Raw genomic sequence first — 26,619 nt, 5'->3', positions numbered from 1 at the left:
CATGGACGTACTCACCGAGAACTTCTCGCTCTACGGCAAGGGCTTCCTCGGCACCCTCGAACTCACCGTCTACGCCTCGATCCTGGCGATGGTCCTCGGCTTCGTGATGGCCTCCTGCCGGGTCGCACCGGTCGGCTCGTTCCGGGTGATCGGCACCGTCTGGGTCATGGTGCTCCGCAACACCCCGCTCACCCTGCTCTTCTTCGCCGTACTGCTCGGCCTGCCACGCTTCGGCCTGGTACTCCCGTTCAAGGTGTTCGCGGTCATCGCCCTCGGCTGCTACACCTCCGCCTTCATCTGCGAGGTGCTGCGCTCCGGCATCAACACCGTGCCCACGGGCCAGGGTGAGGCCGCGCGCAGCCTCGGCATGACCTTCGGGCAGACACTCGGCAACGTGGTGCTGCCGCAGGCGTTCCGCTCGGTGATCCCACCGATCGGCTCGACGCTCATCGCACTGGCCAAGAACTCCGCGATCGCCGGGGCGTTCAGCGTCACCGAACTGCTCGGCACCTACAAGACCCTCAACGAGCTGGGATACAGCATCATCTGGACGTTCGTCTGGATCGCCGTCGGCTACCTGATCATCACGCTGTCCATCAGCGCGGTCTTCAACGTGATGGAGAAGCGCTGGGGAGTCGCCCGATGACCAGTCACCCCACGCCCTCCGCCACCGCGCTCTACGACATCCCCGGACCGCTGACCCGCAGACGGCACCTCGTCTACGGAGTCGTCTCGACGGTCCTGATCCTCGCCCTCGTCGGCTGGGTCATCTACCTGCTCTTCGACACCGACCAGTTCACCAGCGCCAAATGGACACCCTTCGAGTACAAGGGCATCCAGGAACTGCTGCTGCGCGGCCTCGGCAACACCCTCAAGGCGTTCGCGTACGCCGCGGTGCTCTCCCTCGCCCTCGGGGCCGTACTGGCCGTCGGGCGGCTCTCCGACCACCGGCCGGTGCGCTGGGTGGCCACCGTTCTCGTCGAGTTCTTCCGCGCCATGCCCGTACTGGTGATGATCTTCTTCATCTTCGTCGCGCTGAAGGTGCAGCCGCTGCCCGCGCTGGTCGCCGGGCTGACCCTGTACAACGGCTCGGTGCTCGCCGAGGTGTTCCGCTCCGGCATCAACTCGGTGGAACGCGGCCAGCACGAGGCGGCGTTCGCGCTGGGCATGCGCAAGACGCAGGTCACGACCTTCGTACTGGCCCCACAGGCGGTGCGCGCGATGCTGCCCACCATCATCAGCCAGCTGGTGGTGGCGCTGAAGGACACTTCGCTCGGCTATCTGATCACTTACGAGGAATTCCTTCATGCCGGGAAGCTCATCGCCTCCAACCTCGACTACGATCTTCCCTTCATCCCTGTGGTGATGGTGATCTCGCCGATCTACATCGGGATGTGCATGCTGCTCTCCTGGTTCGCGACCTGGGTGGCGAAGCGGCAGCGGCGCAATCCGAAGACGGAGGCGGTGGACGTCGCACCCGCCCGACCAGGAACGCTCCAGCCGGGAGCGCGGTAGCCGGGAACTGCCGTGAGGCGGTGCCCGGGAGCGGTGCCCGCCCGGTAGCAGCCGGTGATCACTTCTCGTGCAACGGTACGGACCGCGTGACGGTACGGACCGGCGAGGGGAAGGTCAGCTGTGAGCCGGCCGGGCCGTGCTCGGTGCGCAACGGGCCGACGGTGTCGGCCATCGGGGCGCGTCGGTGACCGGCCGGGTCGCCGTGGGAGCCGGAGAACCACTCCGGGCCCACGGGGAACGGCCGGCCCGGCGTCCGCCGTGACGCCCCCGGCGGCCCACGCCACCGCCGCGAAAACGCTCCCCCGCACTGTCCGGTATCGTCCCCCCTTCGATCCCGACGACCGCCCCCTCGGACCGCCCCGCCCGCCTCGCCGCGGTCCGGCACCGGCGAGGAGGTCGTGGAGACCCTCGGAGAGTGGGAGACATCGGTGCGCGGAGCAGACGGCAACACCACCCCGACCCGGACGGACCGGGCCTGCCCGGCGCGCCGGTGACGGCCGCGGACGCGACCACCGGCGCCGCCACGCAGGAGCAGGAGCAGGAGCAGCGGGAGCGGCAGGACGCGCGGTCGGGTTCCCGCTCGGTGCTGCGCAGCGGCGCCGTCATGGCCGCCGGCTCCGTCGTCTCGCGGGCCACCGGATTCATACGCTCGGCGGTCGTGGTCGCCGCACTCGGCACCGGGCTGCGGGCCGACGGCTACACGGTCGCCAACACCCTGCCCAACATCCTGTACATGCTGCTGATCGGCGGCGCCCTGAACGCCGTCTTCGTCCCCGAACTCGTCCGTGTCGCCAAGGAACACACCGACGGCGGGGCCGCCTACACCGACCGGCTCCTCACCCTCTGCACGGCCGGGCTCCTCGCCCTCACCGCGCTCGCCGTCGTCGGCGCACCGCTGATCATCTCCCTGTACGCGCCCACCTACGACGGCGACCAGGCCGAACTCACCATCGCGCTGGCCCGGTACTGCCTGCCGCAGATCCTCTTCTACGGGCTCTTCACCCTCCTGGGACAGGTGCTCAACGCCCGCAACAGGTTCGGGGCGATGATGTGGACCCCGGTCCTCAACAACGTCGTGATCATCGCCGTGTTCGGGCTCTACCTCTGGACCGCGGCCGACTCGGACGGCAGCCTCACCGCCGCCCAGGCCCAGTTGCTCGGCTGGGGGACCACGGCCGGGATCGCCGTACAGACCCTGGCCCTCGTACCCGCCCTGCGCGCCGCGAAGTTCCGCTGGCGGCCGAGGTTCGACTGGCGCGGCAGCGGTCTCACCCGGCCGCTGCGCGCGGCCGGCTGGCTCGTCATGCTGGTGCTGACCAACCAGGCCGCCTACTGGGTGGTGACCCGGCTCTCCACCGCGACCGGCCAGCACGCCGTGGACCAGGGCGTGGCCGGCGGCGCGGGATACACCGCGTACAGCTACGCCTTCCAGCTGTGGGTGGTGCCGCAGGGCATCGTGACCGTCAGCCTCGTCACGGCGCTGATGCCCAGGATGAGCCGGGCGGCGGCCGAGGGCGATCTGGCCGGGGTGCGGCGGGACGTCTCGTACGCCCTGCGGACCTCGGCCGCCGTGGTGGTCCCGGCCGCCGCCGCGCTGCTGGCGCTCGCGCCGTGGGTGATGGGGGCGGTGTTCGGCTACGGGCAGACGGGCCCGGCCGACATCACCGTGATGGCGGGCATGATGGCGGCCTTCGCACCGGGGCTCATCGCCTACTCCGGGCAGTACGTGCTCTCCCGCGGCTTCTACGCGATGAGCGACACCCGCACCCCGTTCCTCCTGAACCTGGTCATCGCGGCGCTCAACGCCGGCCTCGCGGTCGCCGCCTACCTGCTGCTCCCCGCGCGCTGGGCGGTCACCGGAATGGCCGGGGCGTACTCCGTCGCGCTCTTCGCCGGGTTCGCCGTCACGGCGTACGTACTGCACCGCAGGGTCTCCGGGAGCGGCGCGGAGCGGCCCTCGCTGTCGCGCTCGCCCGGAGTGCGGGCGCACGCGCGGCTGGTGGCCGCCTGCTTGCCGGCGGGGCTGCTGGCGTACGCGGCGGCCCGCGCCGTGGACACGGCAGGGTCCGGGCTCGGGGACTTCGGCGCGGCGGGCACCGGGATGGCGGTCCTCCTCCTGGTGGTGGCGCTGCTGGCGCGTCCGCTGCGGCTGACCGAGGTCAGCACCGCACTGGCGGCCGTCCGGAGCCGGCTGCGCCGGGGCTGAGCCCGGGACCCGCGTACGGACTGCGGGGCTACTCCAGCCGGTTGAAGCGGTGGCCGGCCCAGAGCAGAGCCCCCGCACCGCAGGCCAGCAGCAGGACGGCTTCGAGCAGGAGTGAGGGTTGCCGGCCGGCCCAGTCGATCCCGCCGACGGCCGCCCGGCCCGGTGCCCGCAGGGCGATGCAGCGGCGGAGCAGGTCCACTCCGTAGGCCAGCGGGTTGGCGGCGGCCAGGGTGTGGGTCCAGGAGGGCAGCGACTGGAGCGGGAAGAATCCGCCGGAGAGGAACAGGAGCGGCGTCATCACCACGCCGAGCAGCGTGTGGAACGTCTCGGCCCTGCGCAGGCTCACGGCCAGGGCGAGGGCGAGCGAGGTGATGGTGAACGAGATCAGGATCATGCCGCCGAGCAGCAGCGCCAACAGGAGCGGGTCGTAGGGCAGACCGACCAGGCCGGCCAGCCCGAGCAGTACGGCGCCCTGGACCGAGGCGACCAGCGTTCCACCGGCACAGTTCCCCAGGAGCAGCGTGGAGCGGCGGACCGGGGCCATCAGAAGCTCCCGGAGGTAGCCGCTCTGACGGTCCATGATCAGTCGGATGCCGACCATGATGGCCGGTGTCTGCACCGTCATCATCAGCATGCCCGGGAAGAGGTACGTCTGGTAGCCGACGCCCAGGGACGCGGTGGGGATGAGGGTGTTCAGCCCGCCGCCGAGGACGAGGAGGTACAGCACCGGGTGGAGCAGCATCAGCGCGACATGGGCGCGCTGGCCGGTCAGGCGGAGCAGATCGCGGTAGACCAGGCCGTGCACCGCGCGGAGTTCGTGCCGGGGGCGGCTCGCCCGTTCGTCGCCGGGCACGGTCGCGGAGGGGTGGAGCGGGAGTGCGGTCATCGGCCGCCGCCGGATTCCGCCGCCGCTTCGGACGGGCCGGGAGCGGCGGTGGCCTGCCCGGGGTGCACGGTGTGGATGCTGCGGCCGGTGTGGTGGAAGAAGACGTCGTCGAGCGTGGGCGGCGTCGCCGACGCGGCGTGTACGGCGATGCCCTGGCCCGCCAGCTCCGCGCACAGGCGGGGAATCCAGGAACTGCCCTCGGGGACCCGGAGGCAGACGCCGTCCGCGTCCACCGTGACGGAGTGTCCCGGCGGCGCGCTCCGGCGGACGATCCGGTGCGCCGTGGCGTCTTCGCTGGTACGCAGCACGACCCGGTCGTCCCCGATCGCGACCTTCAGCGCGAGCGGGGAGCCCTGCGCCACCAGTTCGCCGTGGTCGATGATGGCGATGCGGTCGCAGTTCTCCGCCTCTTCGAGGTAGTGCGTGGTGACGAAGAGCGTGCTGCCGTGCCGCTCGCGCAGGGCGAGCAGATGCTCCCAGATCTGCGCACGGGCGTGCGGGTCGAGGCCGGTGGTCGGCTCGTCCAGGAACAGCACGGCGGGCGCGTGCAGCAGCTGACGGGCGATCTCCAGGCGGCGGCGCATACCGCCGGACAGGGTGCTCACGGGGGAGCGGCGCCGGTCGGTCAGTCCGGCCGTCGCCAGTACGTCTGCGGCGCGGCGGCGTGCGACGTCGCGTCTCAGCCCGTAGAGGCGGGCGTGGATGCGCAGGTTCTGCTCGGCCGTCAGGTCGGGGTCCAGAGCGCTGTGCTGGAACAGCATGCCGACCTGGCGCCTCAGCTGGTGGGGCTGGGTGCGCACATCGGCGCCGGCCACCGTGGCATCACCGGCGGTGGGACGGGTCAGGGCGCACAGCATGGCGATCGTGGTGGACTTCCCGGCGCCGTTGGGGCCGAGGAAGGCGAAGGTCTCCCCTTCCTCCACGTCCAGGTCCAGTTCGCGCACGGCGTGGGTGGTGGTGCCGTCCGGGCCGGGATAACTCTTGGCCAGACCCCGTGTTCTGATCGCGTACACGGGGGCGCGCCCGGCCCCGGAGCCCGTCACGGGAGCGGGGCGGGTGACCTCCGGACCGGTGCGGGTGGTTGTCATGAGGGCTGCTCGGGAGAGATCGTCATCACCGGCGTGGAGCTGCATGCGGTCCGGTCCTCCTCTAGGGAATTTCGTCTCGACCCCCGCGAACCCGGCATGATCCAGACGCTGATCCGGCCGGCGGCTGTCCCGGGACAGCCGCCGGCCGGGTGGTGCTACCACGCCTAGGCGCAGCTGATACCGATACACACCGTGTTCAGCACGGTCAGCAGACCGACGCACTCACACGTCCCGGAGAACGACGCTCCGTCGACGCCGACCGGGTCGGTCTCGGGAAGGGCGTGGAGGTGGGCGAGCAGTTCGAGGTCCTGGATGTCCATGGGATTCTCCTTTTTCTCTGAGCGGTTGCGGCAGGGTTCCTGCCGCTCATTCCGGCAACTGGACCATCCAGTGCCGGAAGTCTGTGTGGTGGATCCGCAGGAGGAAGGCCAGCGTCCCGGCGGACCCGTCGCTCCAGCTGGTCGAGACGTCCCCGTACTCGTTGGGGAAGACCACGTGGCCGTGGCGACGGGCTCCCTCCGCCGCGATGAGGCGGGCCAGCTCCTCCGCCTTCGCGCGGTAGTCGGGGTCGCCCGTGGCGACGGCCATGTCGAGCAGGAAGTCACCGTTGCCCGCCAGCCCGTGGCACTGGCTGTGCGGCGCGCGGGAGGCCCGCTCCATGACGGACCGAGCGCCGCGCCGTGCCAGGTCGCCGAACCTGGGGTCCCCGGTGACCTGCCAGAGGCGGAGGAGGAAGGTGCCGATGCCCGCCGCGCCGTGGCACCAGTACGGGGCCGTGGGCAGGTCACCGGCCTGGGCGGGCCAATGGGCCGCCTGCCCGACGAGGACGGCGTTGGCCGCCAGATGCTCGCCGACCTCCATGGCCAGGTCCAGGTGCTCGGGGCGCCGCGAGACGAGCGCGGCGGAGAGCAGGAAGCAGCCGATGCCGGCCGAGCCGTGGGCGAAGCCGAGATAGCGCTTGCCGGCCTCCCCGGAGAGGGCCTCCGCGGGGATCGCCCAGCCCACCCCGTTCCCCTCACGTCGTGCCGCGCGGACCAGCCGGTCGGCCGCTTCGACGGCCAGTTCGGCGAAGCGCGGATCCCCGTCGCGGTGCCAGAAGTGGAGGGCGGCCATGCCGCTGCCCGCGGTGCCGTGGGTGATGTCGTGGTGGAGTGTGGACTCCTGCGGAGCCAGCGCCAGGGCCAGCGCGTGGTCGACGAGTGCCCGGTCGTCGATGGCACGTCCGGCGTCGTACAGCGCCCAGGCGGTGCCGCGGCCGCCGAAGTGCAGGCCGGGGCGGGTGGATCGGGTGTCGGTGCGATCCGCGATCCAGCGACCCGCGGTGGCGAGCAGCGAGGGGACGCGGGGGTCGTTGACGTGTTCGCAGTACCGGGTCAGGACGGCCAGGACACCGGCAGCGCCCTGCTGGACGGTGCAGGGGTCGGTCTCCCCGGCCTTGGTGGACACCGGCCAGAGCCGCCGTTCGTCCGCCGGGGTCATCGAGTCGACGAGATGGTCCACGAGCCCGGTCACCGTGTCCTGCGGGGAGTCCGTGCGGGCAGTGAGCGCGGTACGGGCCGTGCGGGGCGCGGGGTGGTCCGGGGCACCCGCCTGCTGGAGCGCCTCGCGTGCCAGGGACGGATTCCAGCGCTCCGCGGGAACGTCCCGCATCAGGCCGAGGACCATGTCCACCAGACCGTCGGGCAGTTGGAGGGATTCGGCGCAGGCGGTCAGCCAGTCGGCGAGCCGCTCCTGGTCGGATCTGGTGGCGGGCTCCTCCGGCAGCAGGTTCGGGACCTTCCCGGCCAGGACGAAGCAGATGGTGGCGCCGAGACTGTAGTAGTCGGCCGTCGTGGCGACTGGTGCGTCGGCCAGGCGTTCGGGAGCGCTGAAGCCCGGTGTTCCGACCCGGGTGGGCAGCGCGGACCCGTCGGCGACGACGGCGAGTTCGAGGTCGATCAGGCGCAACTCCCCGTCGGGCCGGACCATGACGTTGCCGGGGGTGAAGTCCCGCAGGACGCAGCCGTGGGCGTGAGCCGCTTCGACCAGCTCCACCAGCCGTGCCACCTGGTCCAGGGCGTCGACGCGGTAGCGCTCGCTGCCGACATCACGGAAGTGCTCCGCGACCCAGACGCGCAGGGGGACCCCCGGCACTTCGCTCTGGGCCAGGAACAGATGCCGGCCGTGCTCAAAGAGCGCCAGGGCCTCCGGAGCCAGCCCCGAGCCCGTGAGCCTCTCCAGCGCGCGGGCCTCGGCGCGCAGCCAGTCGCGGACATCGCGGCCGGAGGCGTCGGCCTCCACATGCGGCCGGGTCTCCTTGATCACCACGGGGGAGCCGGTCGTGACATCGGTGCCCCGGTAGACGCCGCCCTTGTTGGTCTGCCGGATCGCCTCACGCACCGCGAAACGGCCGCCGAGCAGCACCGGTCCGCCCGCCGCCTCCGCCGTGCGCGGCGGCTCGGGGACCGAGGCGGGGAAGGGGCAGGCCGCCCACGAGGGCGGGGCGTAATGGCCGGTGCGCTCGTCCTCCACGGGGTTTCCGTCGGGGTCCTCGATGCACCACACCAGCAGCCCCGACTCCGACAGCCGCTGCCGGCCGGCGAAGGCCCCGTAGCGGTAGTGCACCAGGCTGTCCGCGGTGTACGGCCGGTCCGACAGGATGCGCGGCCCGGCCAGCCCCGCCGTGACCCGGTGCAGCTCCTGGGCGAGCCGGATCGCGTCGCCGTCGGAGCGCGGGTAGACGGTGATGAACTTCCCCGAGTTTCCACGCGGTGTGGAACGGGAGTTGAGCGCACTCACCTGATCGAGCGACCGGGCGAACTTGAACGCCGACTCGTCGCGCAACAGCACGTCCAGGCACTTCGCGAGGACGGCGGGCGCGGAGCCGACCGTCGCCGACACGTGGAGCTTCCAGCCCTGGGCGCGACGGCTCCCCGACCACGGCACGACACGGCACCACATCTCGTCCGTATCGGCCGTCCAGCGTGCCATGGTGTCGGTCGCGTGCAGTGCTTCGCGGAGGAGGCTTGCCAGCCCGACCTCAGTTGCGTGGCTCGTCATCACTCTCCCTCTCGACGGTGGGACCCGCTGGTTGGAATGTGCCCACGTCACTTGAGCTGCAACTCGCTGGCCTGCGGATTCACTTGACCGAGCGAGCGCGCGGTGTGCGTTTCGGCGGGAGGGCGCCGCTCGGCGCGGAACAGCGCACTGACTCCGGCACCGAGTGCGGCACGCGTGCGCTGTACGGCCCCGCCCCCGGTGCGGGGGAGGCCGGCGGTTAGCACGCCCGGCGCCGTGCCGCGTACGCCGTAAGTCAGGGGCGGGCATGTCGGCGGGCATTCGGCCTCAAGTTCGAGGCGGTCCTGACGGGGCGGCCGGGGCGGCGCTACCCTGCGCGGACGATCCTGCACTGGAGGTGCGCATGCGACGTTCCGTCGCGCGGAATGTGTCGTTGTTAGGTGTTCTGGCCGCGGTGGTGTCGGTCGGGGCGGCTGCCCCGTCCTCCTCCGCGCCACCGGCCGCGCCGACGGCCAAGTCCCCGGTCGCGGTGGGGTACGGGGGAGCGGTCTCCAGCGTCGACGCCGACGCGACCGCCGCCGGTATCGAGGTGCTCCGCAACGGCGGCAACGCGGTGGACGCGGCGGTGGCGACCGCGGCGGCGCTCGGGGTGACCGAGCCCTACTCCGCAGGTCTTGGCGGTGGCGGCTACTTCGTCCGCTACGACGCCAGGACCCGCACCGTGCAGACCATCGACGGCCGGGAGACCGCGCCGCGCAGCGCGGACTCCTCGCTCTTCCTGGAGAACGGGAAGCCGCTCGCCTTCGACGACGCCGTCACCAGCGGACTCGGCGTCGGCACCCCCGGCACCCCGGCCACCTGGCAGACCGCACTCGACACCTGGGGCAGCAAATCGCTCCGCCAGGTGCTGAAACCGGCCGAGCGCCTCGCCCGGGACGGGTTCGTCGTGGACAGCACGTTCCGGTCCCAGACGGAGGGCAATCAGGCCAGGTTCGCGGACTTCCCGGCGACCCGGAAGCTCTTCCTGCCCGGTGGCCGACTTCCGGTCGTCGGATCGGTGTTCAAGAACCCCGACCTGGCCCGCACCTATGACGAGGTCGGCCGCAAGGGGCTCGACGAGATCTACCGGGGCAAGCTGGCAGAGGACGTCGTGCGGACGGTACGCAATCCCCCCGTCGACCCCAGCTCGTCCCGGGTGGTGCGGCCGGGCGATCTGACCACCAAGGACCTGCGCTCCTACCGGGCGCTGCGCCAGGCGCCGACGAAGACCGGCTACCGGGGGCTCGACGTGTACGGCATGGCGCCGTCCTCCTCCGGTGGTACGACGGTGGGCGAGGCGCTGAACATCCTTGAGTCGACCGACCTGTCGAGGGCGAGCGAGGCGCAGTACCTGCACCGCTACATCGAGGCGAGCCGGATCGCGTTCGCCGACCGGGGCCGCTGGGTCGGCGACCCGAAGTTCGAGGACGTACCGACGAAGGAGCTGCTCAGCCAGCGGTTCGCCGATTCGCGGGAGTGCCTGATCAAGGACGACGCGGTGCTGACCAGCCCGCTCGCGCCGGGTGACCCCCGCCATCCGGCCGACTGCGCCACCGGCGGCAAGGCCGCGCCGACGACGTACGAGGGGGAGAACACCACTCACCTGACGACCGCCGACAAGTGGGGCAACGTCGTCGCGTACACCCTGACGATCGAGCAGACCGGCGGCAGCGGCATGACGGTGCCGGGGCGCGGGTTCCTGCTCAACAACGAGCTGACGGACTTCTCGTTCGCACCCGCCGACCCGGCCGTCCACGACCCGAACCTGCCGGGTCCGGGCAAGCGGCCCCGGTCGTCGATCTCCCCGACCATCGTGCTCAAGCACGGACAGCCCGTACTGGCCCTGGGCTCGCCGGGCGGCGCCACGATCATCACGACCGTGCTGCAGTCGCTGATCGGCAAGGTGGACCGGGGGCTTGCACTGGTGGACGCCATCGCGGCGCCCCGCGCCAGTCAGCGCAACGCCGCGAAGACGGAGCTCGAACCGGGACTGTGGAACAGCCCGGTGCGGGCGCGGCTCGAAGCGCTCGGGCACGTCTTCACGCCGAATCCGGAGATCGGGGCGGCGACGGGTGTGCAGCGGCTCCCGGACGGTCGGTGGCTCGCGGCCGCGGAGACGGAGCGCCGGGGCGGCGGTTCCGCGATGGTGGTGAGGCCCGCCGGACGGCCATGACGGGTCGTCGATAGGTGTGATGACGGTTCGTCAATAGCCGTACGGAGGGGGCCGGCCGACCGCGGGAGAGTCGCGGCGGCCGGCCCCCGGGTCTTGACGTGAACATGCCTGGGGGAGCATCTTGGCATCTCGGTAAGGAAACTTTCCTAATAGAAGGGCACCCCCACCATGCGTATGCAAGCGCTTGCCCTCGCCGCGGCCTCCGGCGCCGCACTCCTCGCGGCCGGATCGCTGACACCGGCCGCCTCCGGCGGCTCCCTCACCCCCTCCGCCGCACCCGCGGCAGCGCGGAACGCGCACCCGGGCACGGTGCGCCTGGCGCCCGTCGCCCACACCGCCCGGCTGTCCCACGACGGCCCTTCCGACGGTTCCGGCTCCGCCGGTATCAGGGAGGGCTCGGTCAGCGCGGCCGACCTGCTGGCCAAGGTCTCGTCCTGTTCGCAGATCTCGAACGGCAAGTACCGTACGGACGAAGAGACTTCTGCCACGGTGCCGGTCTGCGGCGCGAACGGCGCCGTGTTCTGGAAGGCCGACATGGACATCGACTGCGACGGCCAGGTGACCACCGCCTGCAACGAGGACACCGACCCCTGGTTCCAGGACGACACCGCGTTCCACACCTCCGGTGACAAGCCGCTGAGCGCCGAGAAGCTGCCGTACGTCGTCGTACCGAGCAGCAGCTCCATCTGGAACTACAGCAGTGCCGGGATCAAGGGCGGCGGTGTCGTCGCCGTCATCTACGGCGGCAAGGTGGAGTACGCCGTCGTCGGTGACACCGGCCCCGACAAGATCATCGGCGAGGCCTCGTACGCCACGGCGAAGGCCCTCGGGATCGATCCCGATCCGGAGACCGGCGGTGCCGAGTCCGGTGTCACGTACATCCTGTTCAAGAACTCGAAGGCGTCACCGATCGAGAGTCATGACGCCGCCGTCACCGCTGGGGACGCGCTCGCGAAGCAGTTCCTCCAGAACAACTAGCGCGCTGTCCGGGGCCATCCCCCGTGATCGTCCTGCGGCGGTCGTCACAGGGCGGTCAGGATTCTGGGGCCGTCATCCGTGATCGCCACCGTGTGCTCGGCGTGGGCGGCCCTGCTGCCGTCGGACGTGTGCAGCGTCCAGCCGTCCGGGTCGGTGCGGAAGGTGTCCAGGCCGCCGCCGAGCAGCATCGGTTCGATGGCCAGCACCATGCCGTGCCGCAACGGTATCCCGCGGCCCGGTCGTCCCTCGTTGGGGACGCCCGGGTCCTCGTGCATGGACCGGCCCACGCCGTGGCCGCCGAACCCCTCCAGGATGCCGTAGCCGGCCGTGCGGCAGACCCGGCCGATCGCGTGCGAGATGTCCCCGATCCGGTTGCCGACGACGGCCGCCGTGATGCCCGCGTCCAGCGCCGCGAACGCCGTCTCGATCAGCCGGGTGTCCGCGGGCCGGGCGCGGCCGACGGTGAAGCTGATCGCAGAGTCCCCGACCCAGCCGTCGAGCGTCGCGCCCGCGTCGACGCTCACCAGATCGCCGTCGCGCAGCCGCAGGTCCGTCGGGATTCCGTGCACGACCGCGTCGTTGACGGATGTGCAGATCACGCCGGGGAACGGGACCGGGGCGAAGTCCGGCCGGTAGTTCAGGAAGGGGGACCCGGCGCCCGCCTCGCGCAGGACGCCGCGGGCCACCTCGTCCAGTTCGCGCAGCGAGACGCCGGGCGCCGCCGCCTCCCGGGCGGCTGCGAGCACCTGCGCCACCACCCGGCCGGCCTCGCGCATGGCTTCGATGGACGTGTCCGTCTTGAGTGGCACCATGCCAATTACTATACCGGTCCGGGCGGTATTAGAATGACGGCATGGTACGGACACCCCTGACCCCGGAAGAGCATCTGCGCGGCGAGCGGCTCGGCCGCCTGCTCCGCGAGGCGCGCGGCAGCCGCAGCATGGTCGACATCGCCCGCAGCGCCGGAATCTCGGCCGAGACGCTCCGCAAGATCGAGACCGGCCGCGCCCCCACCCCCGCCTTCTTCACCGTCGCGGCACTGGCCGGGGCGCTCGGCCTCTCGATGGACGAACTGCTCCTGCGCTGCGCGCCGGAACCGGCCGTCGTCCCACTGGCGAGCTGAGGGCCGTCCCGTAACCGAACCGGCTGTGGCCGGGGGCTGTTGGGGATTCCGGGCCGTGCGGCGGACGGGGCGCGAGGTGCGTAAGGTTGCGCCATGAGTCTCCAGGATTTCGCGCGCAGTGAGTACGTCAGCCTCACCACGTACCGAAAGGACGGCACGCCCGTCGCCACCCCGGTCTGGGCGGCCGTCGCCGGGGACGAGCTGCTCATCTGGACCAAGGCCGATTCATGGAAGGTCAAGCGGCTGCGCAAAAACCCTCGCGTCCTCGTCACCGTCTGTGACGTACGCGGCCGGATCGCGGAGGGCGCCCCGAGTGCGGAGGGGACCGGCCGGCTCGTCGACGTCACGGAGATGAGCGCCGTGCGCAAGGCCATCGGCCGCAAGTACACCTGGAAGTACTGGCTGCTCGACTACCCGGCGCTGGTCTTCCGGCTCGGCAAGCGGCCGCACACCGGGATCGCCATCACCTTCTGAACGCCGGACGCGCGGCGGGCCCGCACCCGTACCGAAAAGAGCGCGTAGCCGTCCCGTAACACGCCTGCGGTCGAATGCCTGCGGACTGGAAGGTTCCAGCCGACGGCGGCCGAAGGCGGAAATGACAGTGCATCAACATGCGGCGCCCCTGGGGGAGTTCGCGCATTACCTGCGGTACCTGACGCGGCTGCTCGATCCCGGCCGGGGCTGGTACGGCGTCTTCCGTGAACGCGACCCGGAGGGGATGCGGGCCTGTCTGGAAGGCGCCGAGATCCCGCCCTGGGATGTGATGGATTCGCTCCTGGGGGATCTCGCGGCGGTACGCGGCGATGTGTTCGCCGGACGGGAGTCGGTGCGGGCGGCCGAGCTGCACGCCACCTCGGCCGCCGCCCACGACCGGCGCCCCGGCGGGCGGCAGCAGCTCGTGGAGCGGCTGGAGCTGATGCTGCGGGAGCAGGCGCATGCCGCCCAGCGGCTGCGTGCGGCCCACGAGGGCGGGGCGGCGGGCGCGCCGGACGGCCAGGCGGCGGCCTGGGCGCACGACGACCACGAACGCGCCTCTGCCCGCTGCGCGGAGCTGCGCCGACGCCTGGCGGCGGTACGGGACGCGGCCCCGGAAACCCCGCTGCCGCGGACCGCCCCGGCCCCCACCGCGCCCGCCCCCGCCCCGGACCCCGCGCCCGCCCCGCCCGCCCCGGACCCCGCCCCCGCCGCGCCCGTGCGCAGACGCCTCCGCGGGGCCCGGTTCGCCGGTCTGGACGCGGATGAGGAGAGCCCCGCGTCCGTGGTGCCCGTCCTGCCCGTGCCGCCGGTGGCCGCCGCCGTCCCGCGCGGGGCCCGGTTCGGCGGCGCACCCGGCGTGGCGAAGGGCCCCGTCGAGGTCCCTGTGGACCCCGAGGCGGTGAAGGCCGCCCGGGACACCGTCGCGGCGCTGCTCCGGCTGCGGACCCAGGGCCGCAGTGGCGAGGCGCACGGGGTGCTCTGCGAGGCGGCCGGCCGGCCCGCGGAGCGGTTGCCGGTGCTCGCGGCCGAGCTCCAGCGGGCGGGGCTCGACGCGGACTGGGCCACCCTGCTGTGGGAGGTCTCCTCGCTGCCGCCCGCCGCCCTCGCGGCAGCGGCCGCCGCGCTCTCCGAGGCGGGGCGGACGGAGGACTGCGACCGGCTGCTGCGCCAGGGCGTGGCGCGGCCCGCCGCCGAGGTCGCCGACGCCGTGGCCGCCCTCGACCGGGCCGGCCGGGGCGCCCAGGCGCAGGCGCTGCTCGGGGCCTTCGTCCGGGTCCGGACCCCGCAGGACGCGGCCAGGATCGCGGAGGGCGATCCGCACCGCCTCGTACCGCGGCTGCTGGCGGCGGCCCGGGGGGTGTCGCAGGCGCGGGAGCGGGACGTGGTGCGCGCGCTGCGGATCGCGGGGATCGGATAGGCGGCGCGTGCGGCCGTCCCCTCGCCGCGCTCCCGGGGCTGGACCGCACGGGTGCGAAACATGATCGACTCCGCTGGTTCACGGCGATGGTCTTGCCCCGCTGTGTGACGGGGCTTACGTTCTCCTCCTACGCACGTGTCTACGGGCGTAGAAACTGCCAAGAGGCTCTCTGACGCCGCGTCGAAGGAGCAGCTCATGTCCCACGTCGTACGCGCCGCACTCGTCCAGGCGACCTGGACCGGCGACACCGAATCCATGATCGCCAAGCATGAGGAACATGCCCGCGAGGCCGCCCGGCAGGGGGCGAAGATCATCGGATTCCAGGAGGTGTTCAACGCCCCCTACTTCTGCCAGGTGCAGGAACCCGAGCACTACCGCTGGGCCGAGGCCGTGCCCGAGGGCCCGACCGTGCGGCGGATGCGGGAGCTGGCCCGGGAGACCGGCATGGTGATCGTCGTCCCGGTCTTCGAGGTCGAGCAGTCCGGCTTCTACTACAACACCGCAGCGGTCATCGACGCCGACGGCTCGTATCTCGGCAAGTACCGCAAGCACCACATCCCCCAGGTCAAGGGGTTCTGGGAGAAGTACTACTTCAAGCCCGGCAACGTCGGCTGGCCGGTCTTCGACACCGCGGTCGGCAAGGTCGGCGTCTACATCTGCTACGACCGGCACTTTCCCGAGGGCTGGCGCCAACTTGGACTCAACGGAGCCCAGTTGGTGTACAACCCGTCCGCGACCTCACGGGGCCTGTCCGGCTATCTCTGGCAGCTGGAGCAGCCCGCGTCCGCCGTCGCCAACGAGTACTTCATCGCCGCGATCAACCGCGTCGGCCAGGAGGAGTACGGCGACAACGACTTCTACGGCACCAGCTACTTCGTCGACCCGAGGGGCCAGTTCGTCGGTGACGTGGCCAGCGACAAGGAGGAGGAACTGCTGGTCCGGGACCTCGACTTCGGGCTGATCGAAGAGGTCCGCCAGCAGTGGGCGTTCTACCGGGACCGCCGCCCCGACGCGTACGAGGGGCTGGTCGAGCCGTGAGCAGCCTGCACCACCGCCATCTCGCCGTCAGCCCGGACTGGCTGGCCCTCTACTACCGGCATCCGCTGGAGATCACCCACGGCGAGGGCCGTCACGTCTGGGACGCGGACGGCAACCGCTACCTGGACTTCTTCGGCGGCATCCTCACGACCATGACCGCCCACGCGCTGCCCGAGGTCACCAAGGCGGTCACCGAGCAGGCCGGGCGGATCATCCACTCCTCCACGCTCTACCTGAACCGTCCGATGGTCGAGCTCGCCGAGCGCGTGGCCAGCCTCTCCGGCATCCCGGACGCCCGGGTCTTCTTCACCACCTCCGGCACAGAGGCCAATGACACGGCGCTGCTGCTCGCCACCGCGTACCGCAGGTCCAACCAGATCCTCGCGATGCGCAACAGCTACCACGGCCGGTCCTTCTCCGCCGTGTCCATCACCGGCAACCACGCCTGGTCGCCCACCGCCCTGTCCCCGCTCCAGACGCTGTACGTGCACGGGGGCGTTCGCAGCCGGGGGCCGTACGCGCACCTGAGCGACGAGGAGTTCATCGCGGCCTGCGTGGCGGACCTGGAGGACCTGCTCGGCCACACCAGGGACGCCGCCGCGCTGATCGCGGAACCCATCCAGGGCGTGGGCGGGTTCACCTCACCGCCCGACGGGCTGTACGCGGCGTTCCGCGAAGTCCTCGACCGGCACGGCATCCTGTGGATCTCCGACGAGGTACAGACCGGCTGGGGGCGGACCGGGGAGCACTTCTGGGGCTGGCAGGCCCACGCGGAGAACGGTCCGCCGGACATCGTCACGTTCGCCAAGGGCATCGGCAACGGCATGTCGATCGGCGGCGTCATCGCCCGCGCCGACGTCATGAACTGCCTGGACGCCAACTCCATCTCGACGTTCGGCGGTTCGCCGGTCACCATGGCGGCCGGTCTCGCCAACCTCTCGTACCTCCTCGAACACGACCTCCAGGGCAACGCCCGCCGGGTCGGCGGACTGCTCACCGAGCGGCTGCGGGCGATCGCGGCCGGTTCGGAGTCGGTCCGGGAGGTACGCGGCCGGGGGCTGATGATCGGCATCGAGCTGGTGAAGCCCGGCACGGACGAGGCGAACCCCGAAGCGGCCTCGGCCGTTCTGGAGGCGGCCCGCGAGGGCGGGCTGCTCATCGGCAAGGGCGGCGGCCACAACACCAGTGTGCTGCGTATCGCCCCGCCCCTCTCGCTCTCCATCCCGGAGGCGGAGGAGGGTGCGGCGATCCTCGCCGACGCGCTGCGGGCGGCGGGGTGATCCGGTGAGGGGGCGCCGCCGGTCCGGCGCCCCCCGGGGCCGCTCGTCGGACCGCCGGCTACCGCCCGACGGTGTCGAACCTGACGGAGCCTCCGTAGTTCTCGTCGTCGGTGCCCCATACGGTCAGCCTGTCCGGCGCGAAGGCGATGGCCTCGATCTTCCGGTTGTCCCGCTTGGTGAAGAGGGCGAACGGGACGAGGTCGTCCTTCGGCTTCAGCCGCAGCACCGCGTCATGGGCCGCGTTCACGGTGAGCCGGCCGGCTTCGTAGACGGCGGAGGCGAACGGCCCGTCGTCCACATTGGGATCAGAGGCCGACGACACCATGACGGTGCCGTCGTCGAGGACCTTCAGGTCGCTGGCGTGCCGGACCTCGTCCTCGTTCGGGAACGGTACGGCGAGCTCCTGCCGGGCCGTGACGGTGCCGAATTCCGGGCCCTGCGCATCGACACGTACCGAAGCGGCGCTCACCACGGCCTCGCGGGGGCCGCTGCCCCGCGTCGCCCACACGGCGAAGGTCCGGCCCGACCGGTCGCGGTGCAGTGCGAAGCTCTCGTAGTTGTCCCCGTCGTGCCGCCCCGGCAGCGCGACGGGGCCGCCCCGGACCACGGCCCGGCCGTCCGCCACGGTGATGTGGTACGCGTCGCCCCTGCTGGCCACGGCGATGTAGTGACCGGGGCGGCCGGGCACCGCATCGAGCGCCTCCAGGTCGGCGGGGAGCACGCCGAGCCAGGGCAGTTCGCGGACGGCCGGTGCCTGGCCGGGCCGCAGCCGCACCGTCGCCACCCGGCTCTCGTTGTCCCCCTTGTTGTCGCGTACGACAACCGCGTCGGCCAGGCCCCGGGCGACCGGCGCGCCCTCGACGAGCGCCATACCGCTCACCCCGCCCAGGATGCCGGAGCCGACCCGCTGCCAGTCGTCGTCCGGGCCGGGGGCCCCGGTGGCCGGGGGAGCGGCGGCGAGGAAGGCGCAGAGCGCGGTGGCGGAGGCGATGACTGCGTTTCTGATCATGGAGCGAAGCTAGGTGACCGTTCCCCGGATCCGGGACGAACTGCCGCCCGCCGCCCGGTGGGTTCCCCCGCACGGACTCGCTCCACTCGCCCGTCCGGTGCCGGACGCGGGGTGCCGCGCTGGGCCGGTGGAGTGCCGGACGGATGAAACGGAAACGTCTTCAGCGGTTGACCGCAGCGGTATTGCCACAGTGGGCAACCGACTTCTACGTTCTTCACCACGCACCGGTCTACGTGCGTAGACCCATTCCGCCACAGTGAGGAGGGGTACATGAGCCGCACCGTCATCCACGGGGGCCTCGTCGTCACCGCGTCCGACGAGATCCACGCCGATGTACTCGTCGAGGGCGGCCGCATCGCCGCACTCGCCGCGCACGGCACCGACGCCGCAGCGAGCTGGACCGCAGAGCGGACCATCGACGCCACCGGCAAATACGTCATCCCCGGCGGCGTCGACGCACACACCCACATGGAGATGCCGTTCGGCGGCACCTACGCCGCCGACACCTTCGAGACCGGCACCCGGGCGGCGGCCTGGGGCGGCACCACCACCATCGTCGACTTCGCCATCCAGTCCGTGGGGCGCTCCCTGCGCGAGGGGCTCGACTCCTGGTACGCGAAGGCGGACGGCAACTGCGCCATCGACTACGCGTTCCACATGATCCTCGCCGACGTGACCGCGTCCTCGCTCAAGGAGATGGACCTGCTGGTGGCGGAGGGCGTCACCTCCTTCAAGCTGTTCATGGCCTACCCCGGCGTCTTCTACAGCGACGACGGCCAGATCCTGCGCGCCATGCAGCGGGCCGAGTCCAACGGCGGCCTGATCATGATGCACGCGGAGAACGGCATCGCCATCGACGTCCTGGTCGAGCAGGCGCTCGCCGAGGGCCGCACCGATCCGCGCTACCACGGAGACGTGCGCAAGGTGGCGCTGGAGGCGGAGGCGACCCACCGCGCCATCCAGCTCGCCCGCGTCGCCGGGGCACCGCTGTACATCGTGCACGTCTCCGCCGACGAGGCCGTCGCCGAGGTCGCGGCCGCCCGCCACAAGGGACTGCCCGTCTTCGGCGAGACCTGCCCGCAGTACCTCTTCCTCTCCACCGACAACCTCGCGGAGCCGGACTTCGAGGGCGCCAAGTACGTCTGCTCCACACCGCTGCGGCCCAAGGAGCACCAGGAGGCGCTCTGGCGGGGGCTGCGGAACAACGAGCTCCAGGTCGTGTCCACCGACCACTGCCCCTTCTGCTTCTCCGGACAGAAGGAGATGGGCCGCGGCGACTTCTCGAAGATCCCCAACGGCATGCCGGGCGTCGAGAACCGGATGGACCTCCTGCACCAGGCGGTCGTCGACGGCCACATCTCGCGCCGCCGCTGGATCGAGATCGCCTGCGCCTCACCGGCCCGGATGTTCGGCCTCTACCCGAAGAAGGGCACCATCGCGCCCGGGGCCGACGCCGACATCGTCATCTACGACCCGGCCGCCGAGCAGACCATCTCCGCCGAGACCCACCACATGAACGTGGACTACTCGGCGTACGAGGGCAAACGGCTCACCGGGCAGGTGGAGACCGTGCTCTCGCGCGGCGAGGTCGTCATCGACCGCCGCACCTTCACGGGCCGGGCCGGCCACGGCATGTACACCCCGCGCGCCACCTGTCAGTACCTCAACTAGGAGTATCCGGCATGGACTTCGGACTCGTCCTGCAGACCGACCCGCCCGCCTCCGCCGTCGTCGGCCTGATGCGTCGCGCCGAACGCAACGGCTTCCGCTACGGCTGGACGTTCGACTCCGCGGTGCTCTGGCAGGAACCCTTCGTCATCTACAGCCGCATCCTCGAACACACCGACCGGCTCGTGGTCGGGCCCATGGTCACCAACCCCTCCACCCGCACCTGGGAGGTCACCGCCTCCACGTTCGCCACCCTCAACGACATGTACGGCAACCGGACGGTCTGCGGCATCGGCCGCGGCGACTCCGCGATGCGGGTGGCGGGCCGCAGCCCCAACACGCTCGCCAGGCTGGGCGAGGCGATCGACGCCATCCGCGACCTCGCCGAGGGACGCGAGGCCGTGGTCGGCGGGCAGCCGATCCAGATCCCCTGGGTCAAGGACGGCCGGCTGCCCGTCTGGATGGCCGCGTACGGACCCAAGGCGCTCGCGCTGGCCGGGCGGAAGGCCGACGGCTTCATCCTCCAGCTCGCGGACCCCTTCCTCACCGAATGGATGATCAAGGCGGTCCGGGACGCCGCCGCGGAGGCGGGCCGCGACCCCGACTCCGTCACCATCTGCGTCGCCGCGCCCGCCTACGTGGGCGACGACCTCGACCACGCCCGCGAGCAGTGCCGCTGGTTCGGCGGCATGGTCGGCAACCACGTGGCCGATCTGGTCGGCCGGTACGGCGAGCACTCCGGTCTCGTCCCCGAGGCGCTGACCGCGTACATCGCGGGACGCGCGGGCTACGACTACAGCCACCACGGCCGCGCCGGAAACCCCGACACCACCTTCGTACCGGACGAGATCGTCGACCGGTTCTGCCTGCTCGGACCGCCGGCGGCGCACATCGAGAAGCTCCGGGCCCTGCGTGACCTGGGCGTCGACCAGTTCGCCCTGTACAACATGCACGACGCCCGCGAGACCACCATCGACGCCTACGGCGCCGAGATCATCCCCGCACTCACGGACTGACCCAACCCCCCGCGCCCAGCCCCGCCCCGCACGGCACCGATTCCGAGCGAAGGGTCCAGCAGCCATGACATCGACCGTCCCACCGCCACCACCGCGGGACCGGATACCCGCGGCCCCGGACCGCGTCGGACTCGACCCGGGAGCCGCCCCCACCGACAACCGGTTCGTCAACGACGACCTGCTGCCCGTACCGCTGGAACGGCGGGACTGGACGACGTACAACTTCGCCGCCCTCTGGGTCGGCATGGCCCACAACATCCCGTCCTGGCTGCTCGCCTCCGGGCTCGTCGCCCTTGGCATGGACTGGAAACAGGCCGTCTTCACCATCGCGCTGGCCAATGTGATCGTGCTCGGGCCGATGCTGCTCACCGGGCACGCCGGACCCAAGTACGGCATCCCGTTCCCCGTCCTGGCCCGCGCCTCCTTCGGGCTGCGCGGCGCCAACCTGCCGGCCCTGATCCGGGCCGCGGTGGCGTGCGCCTGGTTCGGGATCCAGACCTGGATCGGCGGCGTCGGCATCTTCACCCTGCTCGGGAAGATGTTCGGCGGCTGGGCGAGGGCGTCCGAGATCGGCGGACAGCCGTGGACGCTCTGGCTCTGCTTCCTCGTGTTCTGGGCGGTCGAACTCGCCATCATCTACCGGGGAATGGACGCGCTGCGGCGGTTCGAGAACTGGGCGGCGCCCTTCGTCATCGTCGGCGCGGTGGTGCTGCTGGTCTGGGTCGCGGTCAAGGCGGGCGGCTTCGGCCCCCTGCTCGACCAGCCCTCGAAGCTCGGCTGGGGCAAGGACTTCTGGCCGGTCTTCTTCCCCTCCCTGATGGGCATGATCGCCTTCTGGGCGACGCTCTCCCTGAACATTCCCGACTTCACCCGCTTCGGAGCCGGCCAGCGCGCCCAGATCCGGGGCCAGTCGTTCGGGCTGCCCACCACCATGACCCTCTTCGCCCTGCTCTCGGTGCTGGTGACCTCCGGCTCGCAGGCCGTGTACGGCGAGGCGATCTGGGACCCGGTCCAGCTGGTCGCCCGTACCGACAACGTCTTCGGGCTGCTCTACGCCCTGGTGACGGTGCTCGTCGCGACCATCTCCGTCAACATCGCGGCGAACGTGGTGTCGCCCGCGTACGACCTGGCCAACCTCGCGCCGAAGTTCATCAACTTCCGTACCGGCGCGCTCGTCACGGGTGTCGTCGGGGTGCTGATCATGCCGTGGAAGCTCACCGAGACACCCGAGCTGTACATCTTCACCTGGCTCGGTCTCGTCGGCGGCCTGCTGGGAACGGTCGCGGGCATCCTCATCGCGGACTACTGGATCGTCCGGCGCACCGTGCTCGACCTCGCGGACCTCTACCGGCCGGGCGGCCGCTACTGGTACACCAACGGCTGGAACTGGCGGGCCGTCACCGCCTTCGCCGTCGGCGGCGTCCTGGCGATCGGCGGCTCCCACTCCGAACCCGGAGAGGGGCCGTTCCCGGCCGACGGGCTGATCCCGTTCCTGAAGCCCCTCGCGGACTACGGCTGGGCGGTCGGGCTGGCCTCTTCGCTGCTGCTGTACGTGGTGCTCACCGGCCGTGCTGTCACGCCGTCCCCGTCGAGCGGCCCAGCAGGGCGTTGATGTCGAAGGTCTCGTCCGGCGGCGGGGTGGAGGTGGGCACCGGCTTGTCGAAGTCGGAGAAGTTCACGGTCGCGTCCGCCTCGTCGCCCCGGAGGGTGAGCCGCAGCGGGTACGGCTTGCCGGTCGCCGTCACGTACAGGACCAGCGTCTGGTTGTCCCGCATCCGGGTCAGCGGTACGACCGATGTCGTGCCGAGCGTGGTCTTCGCGCCCTTGTTGAGCGTGCCGGCCTCGTTGTCCGCGTTGTCGCTGACCAGCTTCTGGAAGGTGTCCAGATCGCAGGCCTTCGTCAGCGGGAGCAGTCGGGAGTCGGTGGCCGAGGCCCTCATGTAGCGGCCGTTCAGGATCGCGGCGAAGGCCTGCCCGCCGTCGGGGACCTGGTTCTTCCAGAAGTCCGCGTCGGGCTTGACCCAGACGTCGTTGCCGCGCTTGACGATCTGGACCGAGCCCTGGCCGTTTCCGAGGTCCACCGAGCCGTCGCAGTTGCCGCTCCGGTCCAGGCTGAGGTCCAGGGACATCGGCGTACTGCCCCTGCCGAGGTCCCCCCGGACGCTCAGGTGCATGGAATGCGCGTCGAGCAGGGCGTCGCGGGCGCGGTCCGCGATCTGCTGGGCGGTGAGGGTGTCGATGTCGTCCGCGTGTGCCACGCCGCCGCCGGCGAGGCCCCCGCCGGTGACGGAGAGCACGATCGCCGCGGTCCATGCGGCCGGGCGTGTGCCGAGGTGTGGACCGGTCACGTCGCCTCCTCGAAGGGTCATGGCGGGGGTGCGCGGGTTCGGGCCCGCGGGTCCGGGTCTTCTGAGCGTACGCCGGGCCCGCGACGGCCGCCCGACGGAGAAACCGGCACCCGGACGGGTACCCGGCGTGACGTCCCGGGGGGATTCCGGTTAGTCGGGTGAGGGGCGGCCGCGAGGGCGGCCGGTTCGTCACGACCGAGAGGGAACCATGAGGAAGACCATGCGGAATCTGTCCGTGACCATGCTGCGCAGCGCCGCCGTCGCGGGCCTGACCGCGGCGCTCGCGGCCTCCACCGGCCTGGCCACGACGGCGACGGCGGCGGCCCCGGCGGCGACGCCCCCCGGGCTGTCCTGCGAGACGGGCAAGCACGCCATCGACGACTACACCGGTTACGCGCTGTGCCGGAACAACGGCGGCGCGACGCAGACCTTCTGGGTGCACCTGGTCTGCGGCTGGTCCCCGGACGTGGACGGCGAACACGTCACGCTCAACCCGGGCCAGTCCGGCCAGTCGACCGCGCACTGCGCCGGACTCGGCACCGGAATCGGCGAGATCACGGTGCAGCCGTAGCCCGGCGGATGCCGTGGGGGTGTGGGGCCGGCGCGCGTCGGCCCCGCACCCCGGTGCCAGGGAGCCCGCAGCCGTCCCGTGGGCTCCCGCAAGCCGTACCCGACACTCCCCGCCGAACGGTTGAGCGGACCGCCCCGACTCGTTACCCTCCAGTAGCGACCGGGCGGACAGGTGCGCGCACCTGACGGCACGAGGGAGGCGGGCGGCACATGTCCTCAGCGGAGTCCATCGAGACGGAAGCGGCGGTCCCGGCCGGGCTGTCCGACAGCGCGCGGGCCCTGGCGGACGGGCGGACCACCGCCACCCGGCTGGTCTCCGAAGCCCTCACCCGGATCGAGGCGAGCCAGGGCACCCTGAACGCCTTCCGGCACCTGCGGGCGGAGGCCGCACTCGCCGAGGCGGCCGAGGCCGACCGCCGGCTGGCGGCCGGGGAACGGCTGCCGCTCCTCGGAGTGCCCGTCGCGGTCAAGGACGACACCGACGTCGCCGGGATGCCCACCTACTTCGGCTGCGCCGGGGAGCTGCCCGCCGCCACCGCCGACAGCGAGGCCGTACGCCGGCTGCGCGCCGCCGGGGCCGTCATCGTCGGGAAGACCAACTCCTGCGAACTGGGCCAGTGGCCGTTCACCGAGGGACCGGCCTTCGGCGCCACCCGCAACCCCTGGAACACAGACCACACCCCCGGCGGCTCCTCCGGCGGATCCGCGGCCGCCGTCGCCGCCGGTCTCGTACCCGCCGCGCTCGGCTCCGACGGCGCCGGGTCCGTCCGCATCCCGGCCGCCTGGACCCACCTCGTCGGCATCAAACCGCAGCGCGGCCGCATCTCCGTGCACCCCCACAGCGACGCCTTCCAGGGCCTCACCGTCAACGGGCCGCTGGCCAGGACCGTCGAGGACGCCGCGCTCCTGCTGGACGCCGTCGCGGGGGCGCACCCCGACGACCCGCACCGCCCGCCGCCCGTCGAGGCCCGCGCCGCCGCCCGCCGCGACCCCGGCCGGCTGCGCATCGCCGTCGCCTGGCGGCCGCCGCTCACCCTGACCAGGACCGCGCCCCACCCGGAGGTACGGCGCGCCGTCGCCGCCCTCGCGGAGGCCCTGGCCGCGCTCGGCCACCACGTCGAGGAGGCCCGCCCCCGCTACGGGCTGATCGGCCTCGGCTTCGTACCCCGCGCCACCGCCGGGATCGCGGAACTCGCCGCACGGCATCCCGAACCCGCGCTCCTGGACGCGCGCACCCGCAGCGCCCTGCGCACCGGCACCCGGCTCGGCGGCCGGGTGGTGCGGGCGGCCAGGGAGCGCGAACTGCGCCAGCACCGGCGGATCGGGGCGCTCTTCCACCCCGCGCGCGGGCGGGGTGGAGCGGGATTCGACGTGCTGCTCACCCCGACGACCGCCCTCCCGCCGCCCAGGATCGGCAGCTTCGACGGGCTGAGCGCCTGGCGCACCGACGTGGCGATCACGGAGGCCTGCCCGTACGCCTGGCCATGGAACGTACTGGGCTGGCCGGGCATCAACGTCCCCGCGGGGTTCACCTCCGACGGCCTCCCCGTCGGCGCCCAGCTGCTCGGCCCGTCCCGCAGCGAGGAGCGGCTGATCTCGCTGGCCGCGCAGCTGGAGGCCGACCGGCGCTGGTACGAACACCGCCCGTCGGCCGCACCCTGAGGGCTGTCCCTCACACGGGCTGCGTGGTCAGGGTGGCCTCGACGCGTCCGACGGCGCGGATCGCCCCGAACGCGACCAGATGGACCAGGCAGTGATCGGTGAACGGGGGAGCCAGCCAGGCCGCCACGTCCTCGTCCGTGATCCGGTACGGGGCGCGCGCCGCGAGCAGCGCCAGCCGGGCACCCGGCCGCTCCGCCCGGTCCGGCAGCACCGCTCCGTGCGGCAGCGGTGACACCCCGTCCCAGGCCGCCACCGACTCCCGGACGAACGCGGCGTCCTCGTCACTGAGCAGCCCGGCCCCCAGCTCCGCCGCGGTACGCAGCGCGCCGAACGCGGTGCCGATGGCGGTGCCGGCCGCCCAGGACGGCGCCTCGCCCTCGGTTTCGAGCAGCGGCAGGCTCAGCCCCGTCGCCAGCTCCTGGCGCACGGCCCTGGTCAGCGTGCGGCCCGCCGCGCTGCGTACGGCACGGAGCCGTTGCAGACCGAACGGCAGCATGCTCTCGGTCAGCAGCGAGGAGACGACCCGGTTGATGAAGTGGAAGGACAGCGCGGTCCCGATGTGCTCGGGCGCGTCGGCCGGTGGGAACGGCTGCGGGCTACTCATGTCCTTGCCCCAGGCCAGCAGTTGACGGTAAGTCGGATCCTCCGGCTGACCGTCGCGGGCGATCGTCTCGGCCAGCCGGTGGTCACCGGCGGCGTGCAGCAGCACGGTGTGCGCGTCCACGCAGAACGGGCAGCGGTTGGCGAGCGACACTCCGGCCGCCACCACCTCCTTCTCCGTCCTGGGCACCCTCCCGGCCAGCAAGGACTCGCGCAGCAGCGCCCAGGCACCGGTCAGCAGCGGAGGGGAGGCGGACAGCACGACGAAGGTGGCGGCACGCTCGATGCCGAAGTCCGTGGCCATCTGGGCGTACACATCGGCGACCACTCCGGTGGCCGACTCGGGCGGGGCGGGTGTGGTGTAGCGAAAAGGTCCGGTCATGGCACCGATGCTCACCCGGGGACCCGCCCCCGGTCGTCGTACCGCCGAAGGCCGTTCCGGCTGCTGCGGCCCGATGCCGGACGGCCCCGCACTACTGCCCGGGGAGTAGTGCGGGGCCGGTCCTCGCGGGCGATGCCGCCCTGGGCG

General features: G+C 72.0%; 23 protein-coding genes. 15 read left to right on the top strand and 8 right to left on the bottom strand.

Annotation, left to right across the window (positions count from 1 at the left end; translation table 11 throughout):
- The first annotated feature begins 1 nt into the window (after position 1).
- From ACFVQ0_RS04955 to murJ, 3 genes are all read left to right on the top strand, one after another.
- Complete coding sequence (locus ACFVQ0_RS04955) at positions 2–646, top strand: amino acid ABC transporter permease (protein ID WP_073735138.1); 645 nt, start codon at positions 2–4, stop codon at positions 644–646.
- Positions 643–1,515, top strand: coding sequence for an amino acid ABC transporter permease (locus ACFVQ0_RS04950; RefSeq protein ID WP_390084604.1), 873 nt, complete (start codon positions 643–645; stop codon positions 1,513–1,515). Before ACFVQ0_RS04955 ends, ACFVQ0_RS04950 begins: the two co-directional genes overlap by 4 nt.
- Before the next feature lie 490 nt (positions 1,516–2,005).
- Entirely contained in the window at positions 2,006–3,721 is a 1,716-nt protein-coding gene (gene murJ, locus ACFVQ0_RS04945; RefSeq protein WP_390085390.1) for a murein biosynthesis integral membrane protein MurJ, read from the top strand.
- Between the two features lie 28 nt (positions 3,722–3,749).
- On the opposite strand, the gene ACFVQ0_RS04940 is transcribed toward murJ, so the two are convergent.
- The 4 genes from ACFVQ0_RS04940 to lanL form a co-directional block, all read right to left on the bottom strand.
- Entirely contained in the window at positions 3,750–4,607 is an 858-nt protein-coding gene (locus ACFVQ0_RS04940) for an ABC transporter permease (protein ID WP_390084602.1), read from the bottom strand.
- Positions 4,604–5,740, bottom strand: coding sequence for an ATP-binding cassette domain-containing protein (locus tag ACFVQ0_RS04935; RefSeq protein WP_390084600.1), 1,137 nt, complete (start codon positions 5,738–5,740; stop codon positions 4,604–4,606). The genes ACFVQ0_RS04940 and ACFVQ0_RS04935 overlap by 4 nt, the downstream gene beginning before the upstream one ends.
- 119 nt (positions 5,741–5,859) lie before the next feature.
- Positions 5,860–6,015, bottom strand: coding sequence for a VenA family class IV lanthipeptide (locus ACFVQ0_RS04930; RefSeq protein ID WP_199884376.1), 156 nt, complete (start codon positions 6,013–6,015; stop codon positions 5,860–5,862).
- A gap of 46 nt (positions 6,016–6,061) precedes the next feature.
- Positions 6,062–8,734: a class IV lanthionine synthetase LanL gene (lanL, locus tag ACFVQ0_RS04925; RefSeq protein ID WP_390084598.1), complete on the bottom strand. Its 2,673-nt coding sequence runs from the start codon at positions 8,732–8,734 to the stop codon at positions 6,062–6,064.
- Between the two features lie 361 nt (positions 8,735–9,095).
- On the opposite strand from lanL, the gene ggt reads away from it, so the two are divergent.
- The gene (ggt, locus tag ACFVQ0_RS04920) at positions 9,096–10,904 is read left to right on the top strand and encodes a gamma-glutamyltransferase (RefSeq protein ID WP_390084596.1); all 1,809 of its coding nucleotides are present in this window, start codon (positions 9,096–9,098) and stop codon (positions 10,902–10,904) included.
- Positions 10,905–11,072: 168 nt separating this feature from the next.
- The gene (locus ACFVQ0_RS04915; protein ID WP_390084594.1) at positions 11,073–11,882 is read left to right on the top strand and encodes a glycoside hydrolase family 75 protein; all 810 of its coding nucleotides are present in this window, start codon (positions 11,073–11,075) and stop codon (positions 11,880–11,882) included.
- A 44-nt stretch (positions 11,883–11,926) separates the two neighbouring features.
- On the opposite strand, the gene map is transcribed toward ACFVQ0_RS04915, so the two are convergent.
- Entirely contained in the window at positions 11,927–12,694 is a 768-nt protein-coding gene (gene map, locus ACFVQ0_RS04910; RefSeq protein ID WP_390084592.1) for a type I methionyl aminopeptidase, read from the bottom strand.
- A gap of 41 nt (positions 12,695–12,735) precedes the next feature.
- On the opposite strand from map, the gene ACFVQ0_RS04905 reads away from it, so the two are divergent.
- From ACFVQ0_RS04905 to ACFVQ0_RS04885, 5 genes are all read left to right on the top strand, one after another.
- Positions 12,736–13,005: a helix-turn-helix domain-containing protein gene (locus ACFVQ0_RS04905; RefSeq protein WP_390084590.1), complete on the top strand. Its 270-nt coding sequence runs from the start codon at positions 12,736–12,738 to the stop codon at positions 13,003–13,005.
- A gap of 93 nt (positions 13,006–13,098) precedes the next feature.
- The gene (locus ACFVQ0_RS04900) at positions 13,099–13,479 is read left to right on the top strand and encodes a PPOX class F420-dependent oxidoreductase (RefSeq protein ID WP_390084588.1); all 381 of its coding nucleotides are present in this window, start codon (positions 13,099–13,101) and stop codon (positions 13,477–13,479) included.
- Between the two features lie 121 nt (positions 13,480–13,600).
- On the top strand, positions 13,601–14,899 hold the full coding sequence (locus tag ACFVQ0_RS04895; RefSeq protein WP_390084586.1) for a hypothetical protein: 1,299 nt from the start codon (positions 13,601–13,603) through the stop codon (positions 14,897–14,899).
- A 195-nt stretch (positions 14,900–15,094) separates the two neighbouring features.
- Complete coding sequence (locus ACFVQ0_RS04890; protein ID WP_390084584.1) at positions 15,095–15,937, top strand: nitrilase-related carbon-nitrogen hydrolase; 843 nt, start codon at positions 15,095–15,097, stop codon at positions 15,935–15,937.
- On the top strand, positions 15,934–17,217 hold the full coding sequence (locus tag ACFVQ0_RS04885) for an aspartate aminotransferase family protein (RefSeq protein ID WP_390084582.1): 1,284 nt from the start codon (positions 15,934–15,936) through the stop codon (positions 17,215–17,217). The genes ACFVQ0_RS04890 and ACFVQ0_RS04885 overlap by 4 nt, the downstream gene beginning before the upstream one ends.
- A 58-nt stretch (positions 17,218–17,275) precedes the next feature.
- Here ACFVQ0_RS04885 and ACFVQ0_RS04880 read toward each other — a convergent pair whose 3' ends face one another.
- Positions 17,276–18,226 (bottom strand): hypothetical protein, encoded by a 951-nt coding sequence (locus tag ACFVQ0_RS04880; protein WP_390084580.1) that lies wholly within the window; start codon positions 18,224–18,226, stop codon positions 17,276–17,278.
- A 270-nt stretch (positions 18,227–18,496) separates the two neighbouring features.
- On the opposite strand from ACFVQ0_RS04880, the gene hydA reads away from it, so the two are divergent.
- The 3 genes from hydA to ACFVQ0_RS04865 all read left to right on the top strand — a co-directional run bounded on the left by hydA (position 18,497) and on the right by ACFVQ0_RS04865 (position 22,522).
- Entirely contained in the window at positions 18,497–19,897 is a 1,401-nt protein-coding gene (gene hydA, locus ACFVQ0_RS04875; RefSeq protein WP_390084578.1) for a dihydropyrimidinase, read from the top strand.
- Positions 19,898–19,908: 11 nt separating this feature from the next.
- A complete protein-coding gene (locus tag ACFVQ0_RS04870; protein ID WP_390084576.1) occupies positions 19,909–20,910 on the top strand; it encodes a TIGR03842 family LLM class F420-dependent oxidoreductase in 1,002 nt (333 codons plus the stop codon).
- A gap of 64 nt (positions 20,911–20,974) precedes the next feature.
- Entirely contained in the window at positions 20,975–22,522 is a 1,548-nt protein-coding gene (locus ACFVQ0_RS04865; RefSeq protein ID WP_390084574.1) for an NCS1 family nucleobase:cation symporter-1, read from the top strand.
- Here ACFVQ0_RS04865 and ACFVQ0_RS04860 read toward each other — a convergent pair.
- Positions 22,485–23,258 (bottom strand): hypothetical protein, encoded by a 774-nt coding sequence (locus ACFVQ0_RS04860; RefSeq protein ID WP_390084572.1) that lies wholly within the window; start codon positions 23,256–23,258, stop codon positions 22,485–22,487. The two genes, ACFVQ0_RS04865 and ACFVQ0_RS04860, sit on opposite strands and share 38 nt — an antisense overlap.
- Positions 23,259–23,466: 208 nt before the next feature.
- On the opposite strand from ACFVQ0_RS04860, the gene ACFVQ0_RS04855 reads away from it, so the two are divergent.
- Together ACFVQ0_RS04855 and ACFVQ0_RS04850 are read left to right on the top strand one after the other, a co-directional pair.
- Positions 23,467–23,829 carry a hypothetical protein gene (locus ACFVQ0_RS04855; protein WP_311302246.1) on the top strand — a complete coding sequence of 121 codons (363 nt, stop codon included), beginning with the start codon at positions 23,467–23,469 and terminating at the stop codon, positions 23,827–23,829.
- Between the two features lie 209 nt (positions 23,830–24,038).
- The gene (locus tag ACFVQ0_RS04850; RefSeq protein WP_390084570.1) at positions 24,039–25,490 is read left to right on the top strand and encodes an amidase; all 1,452 of its coding nucleotides are present in this window, start codon (positions 24,039–24,041) and stop codon (positions 25,488–25,490) included.
- Between the two features lie 10 nt (positions 25,491–25,500).
- On the opposite strand, the gene ACFVQ0_RS04845 is transcribed toward ACFVQ0_RS04850, so the two are convergent.
- Positions 25,501–26,472: a carboxymuconolactone decarboxylase family protein gene (locus ACFVQ0_RS04845; RefSeq protein ID WP_390084568.1), complete on the bottom strand. Its 972-nt coding sequence runs from the start codon at positions 26,470–26,472 to the stop codon at positions 25,501–25,503.
- Positions 26,473–26,619 lie beyond the last annotated feature (147 nt).

The organism is Streptomyces sp. NPDC057900, assembly GCF_042887885.1.
In the GTDB taxonomy this organism is placed as follows: domain Bacteria; phylum Actinomycetota; class Actinomycetes; order Streptomycetales; family Streptomycetaceae; genus Streptomyces.
This window is presented reverse-complemented; position numbering and strand designations above follow the sequence as displayed.

Excerpts from the sequence above, each read along its gene's own strand:
- ACFVQ0_RS04900 (WP_390084588.1), top strand. The coding sequence starts at position 13,099 with ATGAGTCTCCAGGATTTCGCGCGCAGTGAGTACGTCAGCCTCACCACG.
- ACFVQ0_RS04950 (WP_390084604.1), top strand. The coding sequence starts at position 643 with ATGACCAGTCACCCCACGCCCTCCGCCACCGCGCTCTACGACATCCCC.
- ACFVQ0_RS04915 (WP_390084594.1), top strand. The coding sequence starts at position 11,073 with ATGCGTATGCAAGCGCTTGCCCTCGCCGCGGCCTCCGGCGCCGCACTC.
- ggt (WP_390084596.1), top strand. The coding sequence starts at position 9,096 with ATGCGACGTTCCGTCGCGCGGAATGTGTCGTTGTTAGGTGTTCTGGCC.
- ACFVQ0_RS04890 (WP_390084584.1), top strand. The coding sequence starts at position 15,095 with ATGTCCCACGTCGTACGCGCCGCACTCGTCCAGGCGACCTGGACCGGC.
- map (WP_390084592.1), bottom strand. The coding sequence starts at position 12,694 with ATGGTGCCACTCAAGACGGACACGTCCATCGAAGCCATGCGCGAGGCC.
- ACFVQ0_RS04865 (WP_390084574.1), top strand. The coding sequence starts at position 20,975 with ATGACATCGACCGTCCCACCGCCACCACCGCGGGACCGGATACCCGCG.
- ACFVQ0_RS04855 (WP_311302246.1), top strand. The coding sequence starts at position 23,467 with ATGAGGAAGACCATGCGGAATCTGTCCGTGACCATGCTGCGCAGCGCC.
- ACFVQ0_RS04850 (WP_390084570.1), top strand. The coding sequence starts at position 24,039 with ATGTCCTCAGCGGAGTCCATCGAGACGGAAGCGGCGGTCCCGGCCGGG.
- ACFVQ0_RS04940 (WP_390084602.1), bottom strand. The coding sequence starts at position 4,607 with ATGACCGCACTCCCGCTCCACCCCTCCGCGACCGTGCCCGGCGACGAA.
- ACFVQ0_RS04905 (WP_390084590.1), top strand. The coding sequence starts at position 12,736 with ATGGTACGGACACCCCTGACCCCGGAAGAGCATCTGCGCGGCGAGCGG.
- ACFVQ0_RS04955 (WP_073735138.1), top strand. The coding sequence starts at position 2 with ATGGACGTACTCACCGAGAACTTCTCGCTCTACGGCAAGGGCTTCCTC.
- ACFVQ0_RS04935 (WP_390084600.1), bottom strand. The coding sequence starts at position 5,740 with ATGCAGCTCCACGCCGGTGATGACGATCTCTCCCGAGCAGCCCTCATG.
- ACFVQ0_RS04880 (WP_390084580.1), bottom strand. The coding sequence starts at position 18,226 with ATGATCAGAAACGCAGTCATCGCCTCCGCCACCGCGCTCTGCGCCTTC.
- hydA (WP_390084578.1), top strand. The coding sequence starts at position 18,497 with ATGAGCCGCACCGTCATCCACGGGGGCCTCGTCGTCACCGCGTCCGAC.
- ACFVQ0_RS04870 (WP_390084576.1), top strand. The coding sequence starts at position 19,909 with ATGGACTTCGGACTCGTCCTGCAGACCGACCCGCCCGCCTCCGCCGTC.
- ACFVQ0_RS04845 (WP_390084568.1), bottom strand. The coding sequence starts at position 26,472 with ATGACCGGACCTTTTCGCTACACCACACCCGCCCCGCCCGAGTCGGCC.
- lanL (WP_390084598.1), bottom strand. The coding sequence starts at position 8,734 with ATGACGAGCCACGCAACTGAGGTCGGGCTGGCAAGCCTCCTCCGCGAA.
- ACFVQ0_RS04895 (WP_390084586.1), top strand. The coding sequence starts at position 13,601 with ATGACAGTGCATCAACATGCGGCGCCCCTGGGGGAGTTCGCGCATTAC.
- ACFVQ0_RS04930 (WP_199884376.1), bottom strand. The coding sequence starts at position 6,015 with ATGGACATCCAGGACCTCGAACTGCTCGCCCACCTCCACGCCCTTCCC.